Below are 8,271 nucleotides of genomic sequence, written 5' to 3' on the forward strand. Positions count from 1 at the left end.
GGAGCGCCAGGGCCTGTTGCGGCGGGTGCACGGTGGCGCGGTACGCGTCGACTACCTCCCCTACGAACCTGCCGTCGAGACCCGGACCGAGTTCCTCGCCGAGAAGGCCCGCATCGCCAAGGCCGCGCTCGCACATCTTCCGGAACGTGGATCGGTTCTGATCGACGCCGGGTCCACCACCGCGCAGCTGGTCGAGCAGTTTCCCGGCGACCGCGAACTCACCGTGTACACCAACTCGTTGACGCAGGCACTGACCCTGCTCAACCGGCCACTGCTGACGGTCTACACATTGGGCGGCCGGGTCCGGTCGAAGACCTTTGCCGAGGTGGACGATTGGGCGGCCCGCGCGCTCGCCGAGATCAACGTCGACGTCGCCTTCCTGGGCGCCAACGGCATCAGCATCGACCGCGGGCTCACCACCCCCGCCCCGTCTGAAGCCGCCGTGAAACGACGCATGCTCGCGTGCGCACACCGCCGCATCCTGCTCGCCGACCACAGCAAGTTCGGGGCCGTCAGCGGCGCCCAGTACGGCCGGCTGGAAGACATCCAGCTGCTGATCACCGACACCGGCGTCGACAGCCGGCAACTCTCCGAGCTTTCCGCCGCCGGCGTGACCGTGGAGCAGGCGTGATATCTGCCGCCAACGCAACAACTTTCGCCAATCCATGAGTTCACCAGCCGTCGCCCGCTGCCCAGAAGGAGAATGCACATGGCCGATCCGAAAATCCTCGGTCTGGTCCTGGCCGGAGGCGAAGGCAAACGGCTGTCCCCACTGACACTCGACCGAGCCAAGCCCGCGGTGCCGTTCGCCGGACTGTACCGACTCGTCGACTTCGCGCTCTCGAATCTGGTCAACGCCGGCGTACTGCGGATCGCCGTCCTCACGCAGTACAAGAGCCACAGCCTCGATCGCCACATCACCACGACGTGGCGAATGAGCAGCCTGCTCGGCAACTACGTGACTCCCGTACCCGCCCAACAGCGTCTGGGCCCGCAGTGGTACACGGGTTCGGCCAACGCCATCCACCAGTCACTGAACCTCATTCACGACGAAAAGCCCGATCTCGTTGCGGTTTTCGGCGCCGATCACGTGTACCGCATGGACCCGCGGCAGATGATCAAGCAGCACCTCGACGGTGGCGCCGGCGCCACCGTCGCCGGAATCCGGGTGCCGCGTGGCGAGGCGAGTGCCTTCGGCGTGATCAAAACCGCGGGCGACGGACGGCAGGTCGAGGCGTTCCTGGAGAAACCCAGCGACCCGCCGGGCCTACCCGACGCCCCCGACGAATCGTTCGTCTCGATGGGCAACTATGTCTTCTCGACCGAGGTACTCATCGATGCGCTACATGCCGACGCCGCCGACGAGTTCAGCAAGCACGACATGGGTGGCGACATCATGCCGATGATGGTCGAACAGGGCCGCGCCCAGGTCTACGACTTTCAGAGCAACCAGGTCCCGGGCACCCATGCCGAGAACAGCGGTTACTGGCGCGACGTCGGAACGTTGGACTCCTACTACGACTCCCACATGGACCTGTGCGCCGTGGTCCCGGCTTTCGACTTGTACAACAGCGCGTGGCCGATCCTGACGCACATTCCGCCCCACCCACCGGCGAAGTTCGTCCACGATGATGGCGACCGGGTCGGCCGCGCCGTCAACAGCGTCATCTCCAACGGCGTGATCATCTCCGGCGCGCTGGTCCGAGAATCGGTCCTGTCACCTGGTGTTCGCGTCGAGGAGCACGCCACGGTGGACCGCTCGGTGATCCTGGACAACACCGTGATCGGCGCACATGCCTTGGTCCGCAACGCCATTGTCGACAAGAACGTCGTGATTCCGGCCGGCGCCCAGGTCGGCGTCGACAAGGAGCATGACAGGGCACGCGGCTTCGTCATCTCCGACGGCGGGGTGACGGTCGTCGGTAAAGGCCAACGGGTCACCGCATGACCAACAACCGAGTAGGAAGCAGGAGGTAGAACATGATCGGGAAGCGAACCGCGTTGCCACTGCCCGCACCGGCGATCCGGCCGGTGGCCGACGAATGGGAATGGCAGGAGTCTGCCCGTTGCCGCTCAATGGATTCCAGCGTCTTCTTTCACCCCGACAACGAACGGGGCCGGGCGCGTAGACAACGCGAACAACGCGCCAAAGAGATTTGTCGCCAATGTCCGGTGAAGGCCCCGTGCGCCGCCTTTGCACTGCTGTCCGGCGAGCCGTACGGCATCTGGGGTGGCGTATCTGAATCCGAACGTCTTGCTGCGCTGGGTATTTCAGATCCGCGCGCGGCCGGAAACCTGAGTACGTCGAAGCGCCGGGAGGCCCGACGCGCCGGACTGGCTGCTGCGAGCGGTGAATAGGAATAGCGCCACACCGCCGGGAACACTGAACTCACTCGTGGTCGGTGACGGCACTGCGCACGCACTCCCGCAGCCACTGGTGGCGACGATCGAGTTCGAACGCAGGATGCCAGATCATCCGGTAGGGCATCGTCGCGATCTCGGCCGGCGCGGGCAGCAGGCGTAGTTCAGAGCCGGCGATCCAAGCGTCGACAAATCGACCGGGAAGTGTTGCCACCAAATCGGTTCCATGAAGCATCGGAAGCGTCGCGGTGTGATACGGCACCGTGACCACCGCCCGGCGGACCCTGCCCAGCTCCGCGATGCGGTAATCGATATCGGGCTGCACCCCATCCGCCACGTCCACGACCACGTGGCCGAACTCGAGATACTCCTCAAGGGTTATCGCGCCTCGCGCCGCCAGCGGATGCCCTTCGGATACAACGCACTTGAAGTGCTCGGTGACGAGCTGAGTGGCGTTCAGATCGTCCGGCGTGTGGCCCCCGTAGAGCCCCAGATCGACCGCGCCACGGCGGATCTGATCCTCGATCCCGTCGGGGCGCCAGCTGCGGAAACGTATTGTCGTGCCAGGTGACTGCGATCGGATCAAGCGTGCGATGGCAGGGCCGTAGGTGTGGACAGCGTAGTCACTCCCGGCGATGTGGACCGGCTGCGTTGACGCGCCGGGATCGAACTCCGCTGGCGCCAGGAGGGTTTCGAGCAGCGGTATCAGCGTGGTGAGCTGGCGGTGAATGTCCTCGGCACGGGCCGACAGCCGGAATCCGTCCGGATCGCGAACGAGCAGCGGGTCATCGAGCAGTCTGCGCAGCCGCTGCAGGGCGCGGCTCATGGCAGGTTGGCTGAGCCCGATTCGGGACGCAGCGCGCGATACCTGCCGTTCCTCGAGCAGTGCGACCAATGGTGTCAGCAGATTCAAGTCTGCCCGCTCGGTATGCGTCGTGAGCATAGCGAATATCATAGATATGCATGTGACAAATGGTCGGTGCGCGAGCAGGCTTGGAGCCATGAAGATTTCCGGCAACACCATTTTCATCCCGGGTGCCACGAGCGGCATCGGGCTCGCGTTGGCAATCGCCCTGCGGGACAAAGGAAACAACGTCATCATCGGCGGCCGCCGCGAACAGCTGCTCCGCCAGATCACCGCCGAACATCCCGGGATCGATGCGGTCCGTATCGACACCGCGGACCCCGACAGCATCCAAGCCGTGGCCACTCAGGTGCTGGCCGAGCATCCCGATGTGAACGTGGTGATCACCATGGCCGGGGTGATGAAGATCGAAGACTGGCACGCACCGGAGAGCTTCCTGGCTGCGGCAGAAACGACCATCAACACCAACGTGCTGGGCACGATCCGGCTCATCGCCGCATTCATCGAACATCTGCAGACCCAACCCGCTGCCACTGTCATCACCGTGTCGTCAGGCCTGGGATTCACTCCGCTGAAGGTGACTCCGAGCTACAACGCCTCCAAAGCTGCCATCCACCTGCTGACCGAGACGCTGCGGCTGCAATTCGCCGGTTCCTCGGTGGAATTCAAGGAACTCCAGCCGCCCGCGGTGCGGACCGACCTGGTGCCCGGGCAGCGCGACAGCGAGTGGGCCATGCCGCTCGAGCAGTTCGTGAGCGAAGTCGTCGCGATCCTCGAGAACCAGCCGGCTGCCGATGAGATTCAGGTCGAGAACGTCAAGTTCTTACGTTATGCCGAAGTGCGCGGTGAGTACGACCATGCGGTGGCCGTTCTCAACTCGGCCGACCCGCACAGCAACTGACCGGACGGCCGACTCAGGCCACGCCGACCGCTTCGGCCGGCTGGGCGGGTTCGATCACAGGCAGCGGGGTCCGGATGTAGCGCGTCCAGGTCAGCGTCAGGGCGGCGATGTAGAAGGTGACGAACACCCAGAACGCCGCGGTGGCAGAACCACTGGACAGGTAGGACTGCCGCAACGCCAGGTTGATGCCCACGCCTCCCAGCGCGCCGATGGCACCGGCGAAGCCGATGAGGGCGCCGGACATCCCGCGGGACCAGTTCTGCCGGTCGATCTTGCTGCCCACCACCGAGTGGCTGCGGGCCTCGAAGATCGACGGGATCATCTTGTACACCGAACCGTTGCCGATACCCGACAGGATGAACAGCGCGACGAAGCCGACGATGAAGCCGGTCAGGGTGGCCGCGTCGACGGCACCGCCAGTGTGGTCGTGGTAGGTCGACACCGAAATCAGCAGTGCGCCAAACACGATCATGCCGGCGAAGGCTGCCACGGTCACGCGAGCACCGCCGATGCGGTCGGCGAGCTTCCCGCCGTAGACCCGGGCCACCGAACCGAGCAGCGGACCCACGAACGCGATCTGAGCCGCGTGCAGCGCCGCCTGCGCGGCACTCTGGCCACCCGCGACGAAGTTGATCTGCAGGACCTGGCTGAAGGCGAACGAGAAGCCGATGAACGAGCCGAACGTCCCGATGTACAGGAAAGCGATGCTCCAGGTGTCCGGCTCGGTCAGGATGGCACGCATCGCCCCGGAGTCGATTCGGTGCTGTGCAAGGTTGTTCATGAACAAAGCGGCACCGATCGCGGCGACAGCCAACAGGACAAGGTAGATCGCGCACACCCAGTGGGGTGCGCGGTTACCCGCCACGGCGATCACCAGCAGGCCCACCACCTGAATGGCCGGCACACCGAGATTGCCTCCGCCGGCGTTGATTCCGAGCGCCCAGCCCTTGAGTCGCTGCGGGTAGAACGCGTTGATGTTGGTCATCGACGACGCGAAGTTGCCACCACCGAGGCCGGCGAGTGCCGCACACACGAGATACGGCCACAACGGAAGCCCCGGATGCGCCAGCAGCCACATGCTGCCCAGCGTCGGAACGAAGAGCACGAGCGCGGAGAAGACGGTCCAGTTGCGGCCACCGAAGGTCGCGGTCGCCATCGTGTACGGGATGCGCAGGCAGCCACCCACGAGAGTCGCGGTGGCGGCCAGCAGGAACTTGTCCCCGGCGGTGAAGCCGTACACGGACTGCGGCATGAACAACACCATGACCGACCACATGGTCCAGACCGAGAGCCCGATGTGCTCCGCGATCACCGACCAGATCAGGTTCCGCCGGGCGACATTCTTGTTACCGGCCTCCCAGGCAACGATGTCTTCGGGGTCCCAGTCAGTAATGGTTCGAGATCGAAACATGTTGCAAACATAGAATTTTCATGTTTCCCCGAGGCTCCGAGCGATGACCCGGCGGTGACAATTCACTCACCCGCAGGCGGGTCATCGTGTGAGGCGTCTCAAACGCCGAACGTGAAGTAGATGACCAAGATTCGGCGATTTCTCGCTCTTGACGTTCGGCACAGCAGCAGGATCTAGACCCAGCGACTGCGAGGAGGCGGCGCCTGCGGCGTCACCCAGGCCTTCGCGTACCGACTGTTGCTGGCGCGCTGCGGGTCCCGGCTGCGGTAGACGACGTACGGCCGCACCAGGTACCCGACCGGGGCGCTGAACATGTGCACCAGCCGCGTGTAGGGCCAGATACCGAAAAGCGTCAGGACGATGAGCACGTGCACCTGGAAGGACAGGGGCGCTGTCGACATCAATTCGGGCGTCGGGTGCGGAGTGAAAAGACTCCGTAGCCAAGGGGATACGGTCTCCCGGTAGTTGTATGCCGACACCACGTTGCCCAGGGTGTTGACCATGCCGGTGACCAGTGCGCCGACCAGCAGCAGGTACATGAGCTTGTCACTGACGGTGGTGGCAGCGCGTACGGCGGGCACCTTCGTACGGCGGTACAACAGGATGGCGGCGCCGGCGATCACCGCGAACCCCGCCGGCGCACCCATCCCGATCGCCATCAGGTGATAGGTGTGTTCGGAAATGCCGATCGCCGAAGTCCACGATTCCGGGATGAGCAGGCCGACTACGTGTCCGCCCAGCACGCCGAGGATGCCGAAGTGGAACAGTGGGCTGCCGAGCCGCAGCAGTCGGCTCTCGTAGATCTGCGATGACCTTGTGGTCCAGCCGAATTGGTCGGTCCGGTAGCGCCAGATGTGCCCCAACACGAACGACGTGAAGGCGATGTACGGCAACGTCATCCACAAGAGGTTGGTCATCGTCTGCCTCCAGTCATGGCGGGATCCATCATCATCGGATCCATGCCGAACGGATCCAGGCCGACGTCCTCCTCTGGCGGGCCGTCGGCGGCGAGTTCAGTGATGCGCCGGCGATCGGCGGTGTTGATCGGCGGCAGGGTCGCCAGGACCGCGGCCAGCAGAGCGGCATATGGAGAACCGCTGTCCTGCAACGACAGCCGCAACAGCTCGAGAACCGGCACGTGCTCGGCCAGGAGTCGTTCGCCGCGCGCCTGGTCGACGGTGGCGGCGAATTCGAGCACCAGCGGCAGGTAGTCGGGCAGCTCTTCGTCGCCGATGGTGATGTCCGCCTGCCGATAGGCGTGCTTGAACCGCAGCAGCGCCATCCCTCTCTTGCGGGTGTCGCCGTAGGCGTAATACGTCAGGTGCAGGCTCGTCCGTCGGCGCATGTCGAACGTCTCGACGTACCGGGTGGCGCGCTCGGTGGCGTTGGTCTCGCAGAAGTACCACAGGAAGTCGGTCACGTGAGTGCGGATCGGCTCCGGCAGTTCACCTGCGGCAGCAGCCAGTTCGTCGGTGAGGGCGCATGTTTCGGCGGTCGGGTAGTCGAGCAACAGCGCCGTGATGCGCCACACCAGCCGTTGCTGGTGCTCGGACAGGTCCGGACCGGTCGCCGTCCGGCGCCCCAGGGACAGGAGCTTCATCGGCTCGGCACCAGTCCGTCGGGACTGCGGCCGTCCCAGTTGAGCAGGTTGACCCGCGTCGGATCGTCCTTCGGCACAGCACTGTTGGTGTCGACGAGGTGGAACTTGTCAGCCATCGCGTCGAAGGCCGACATTCCCGGACCACCGTCACCGTCGAGGCTGCAGCCGGTGGCGATCGCGTCGAGTCGGTGCGCGTCGGAACCCGCACCGCTCGGAATGACGTATCGGTCTTGGTATTTGGCGATGGCCAGCAGCCGGTACATCGACTCGATCTCCTCGCCGGTGAGTCGCACCGACTCGGGAATGGTCTCGTCGAACTCCTCGCCGAGGTTCGCCGACCGCATGTAGGCGCGCATGGCGGCCAGTCGCTGTAAGGCCGCCCGGACGGGCCCGACCTCCCCCGCGGTGAACAGCTCGGCGAGGTACTCGATCGGGATCCGCAGCGTGTCGATGGCGCCGAACAGGTTGTTCTTGTTCTCGCCGTCGTGGCCGGTTTCCTTGAGGATGTCCACCACCGGCGACAGCGGAGGGACGTACCAGACCATCGGCATGGTGCGGTATTCCGGGTGCAACGGCAGCGCCACCTGGTAATCGACGATCAGCCGGTAGACCGGTGAATTCTGCGCAGCCTCAATCCATTCGGGCGAGATGCCGGCTCGCTCGGCCTCGGCGACCACGCGCGGGTCGTGCGGGTTGAGGAACACCCCGAGCTGCGACGGATACAGGTCCTTTTCATCGGTGACCGACGCCGCTTCCAGCACCTTGTCGGCGTCGTAGAGCATCACACCGATGTACCGCAGCCGGCCGACGCACGTCTCGGAGCAGACCGTCGGGATACCCACCTCGACACGGGGGTAACAGAAGGTGCACTTCTCGGCCTTGCCGGTCTTGTGGTTGAAGTAGATCTTCTTGTACGGGCAGCCGGTGACGCACTGGCGCCAGCCGCGGCACTTGTCCTGATCCACCAGGACGATGCCGTCCTCGGCACGCTTGTAGATGGCGCCCGACGGGCACGCCGCGGCACAGGCCGGGTTCAGGCAGTGCTCGCAGATCCGCGGCAGGTAGAACATGAACGTCTGCTCGAATTCGAGCTTGACCTTCTGGCTGACCTCTTCGACCTTGGCCAGCAACGG

General features: G+C 64.8%; 9 protein-coding genes. 4 read left to right on the forward strand and 5 right to left on the reverse strand.

The window, feature by feature from the left end:
• The 3 genes from ACJH7A_RS29550 to ACJH7A_RS29560 form a co-directional block, all read left to right on the forward strand.
• A partial coding sequence (locus tag ACJH7A_RS29550) for a DeoR/GlpR family DNA-binding transcription regulator (RefSeq protein ID WP_406803235.1) occupies window positions 1-631 on the forward strand: 631 nt, incomplete at its 5' end.
• 78 nt (window positions 632-709) lie between these two features.
• On the forward strand, window positions 710-1,948 hold the full coding sequence (gene glgC, locus ACJH7A_RS29555) for a glucose-1-phosphate adenylyltransferase (RefSeq protein ID WP_212807509.1): 1,239 nt from the start codon (window positions 710-712) through the stop codon (window positions 1,946-1,948).
• A gap of 53 nt (window positions 1,949-2,001) precedes the next feature.
• Window positions 2,002-2,358: a WhiB family transcriptional regulator gene (locus tag ACJH7A_RS29560; RefSeq protein WP_371824588.1), complete on the forward strand. Its 357-nt coding sequence runs from the start codon at window positions 2,002-2,004 to the stop codon at window positions 2,356-2,358.
• Window positions 2,359-2,389: 31 nt separating this feature from the next.
• On the opposite strand, the gene ACJH7A_RS29565 is transcribed toward ACJH7A_RS29560, so the two are convergent.
• Window positions 2,390-3,304 carry a LysR family transcriptional regulator gene (locus ACJH7A_RS29565; RefSeq protein WP_318983975.1) on the reverse strand — a complete coding sequence of 305 codons (915 nt, stop codon included), beginning with the start codon at window positions 3,302-3,304 and terminating at the stop codon, window positions 2,390-2,392.
• Between the two features lie 58 nt (window positions 3,305-3,362).
• Between ACJH7A_RS29565 and ACJH7A_RS29570 the strand changes: the two genes are divergently transcribed.
• Window positions 3,363-4,127, forward strand: coding sequence for an SDR family NAD(P)-dependent oxidoreductase (locus ACJH7A_RS29570; RefSeq protein ID WP_318983976.1), 765 nt, complete (start codon window positions 3,363-3,365; stop codon window positions 4,125-4,127).
• A 13-nt stretch (window positions 4,128-4,140) separates the two neighbouring features.
• Here the strand turns inward: ACJH7A_RS29570 and ACJH7A_RS29575 are convergent, their stop codons facing one another.
• From ACJH7A_RS29575 to ACJH7A_RS29590, 4 genes are all read right to left on the reverse strand, one after another.
• Window positions 4,141-5,538 (reverse strand): nitrate/nitrite transporter, encoded by a 1,398-nt coding sequence (locus ACJH7A_RS29575; RefSeq protein WP_318983977.1) that lies wholly within the window; start codon window positions 5,536-5,538, stop codon window positions 4,141-4,143.
• Between the two features lie 173 nt (window positions 5,539-5,711).
• Window positions 5,712-6,455: a respiratory nitrate reductase subunit gamma gene (narI, locus tag ACJH7A_RS29580; protein ID WP_318983978.1), complete on the reverse strand. Its 744-nt coding sequence runs from the start codon at window positions 6,453-6,455 to the stop codon at window positions 5,712-5,714.
• Window positions 6,452-7,138 (reverse strand): nitrate reductase molybdenum cofactor assembly chaperone, encoded by a 687-nt coding sequence (narJ, locus tag ACJH7A_RS29585; protein WP_318983979.1) that lies wholly within the window; start codon window positions 7,136-7,138, stop codon window positions 6,452-6,454. Before narJ ends, narI begins: the two co-directional genes overlap by 4 nt.
• Window positions 7,135-8,271, reverse strand: a 1,137-nt coding sequence (locus ACJH7A_RS29590) for a 4Fe-4S dicluster domain-containing protein (RefSeq protein WP_406803236.1), incomplete at its 5' end; no start/stop codon positions are given. The genes ACJH7A_RS29590 and narJ, both read right to left, overlap by 4 nt.

This window comes from Mycobacterium sp. SMC-17 (assembly GCF_045310915.1).
Lineage (GTDB): Bacteria > Actinomycetota > Actinomycetes > Mycobacteriales > Mycobacteriaceae > Mycobacterium.

Excerpts from the sequence above, each read along its gene's own strand:
- glgC (WP_212807509.1), top strand. The coding sequence starts at position 710 with ATGGCCGATCCGAAAATCCTCGGTCTGGTCCTGGCCGGAGGCGAAGGC.
- ACJH7A_RS29565 (WP_318983975.1), bottom strand. The coding sequence starts at position 3,304 with ATGCTCACGACGCATACCGAGCGGGCAGACTTGAATCTGCTGACACCA.
- ACJH7A_RS29570 (WP_318983976.1), top strand. The coding sequence starts at position 3,363 with ATGAAGATTTCCGGCAACACCATTTTCATCCCGGGTGCCACGAGCGGC.
- ACJH7A_RS29575 (WP_318983977.1), bottom strand. The coding sequence starts at position 5,538 with ATGTTTCGATCTCGAACCATTACTGACTGGGACCCCGAAGACATCGTT.
- narI (WP_318983978.1), bottom strand. The coding sequence starts at position 6,455 with ATGACCAACCTCTTGTGGATGACGTTGCCGTACATCGCCTTCACGTCG.
- narJ (WP_318983979.1), bottom strand. The coding sequence starts at position 7,138 with ATGAAGCTCCTGTCCCTGGGGCGCCGGACGGCGACCGGTCCGGACCTG.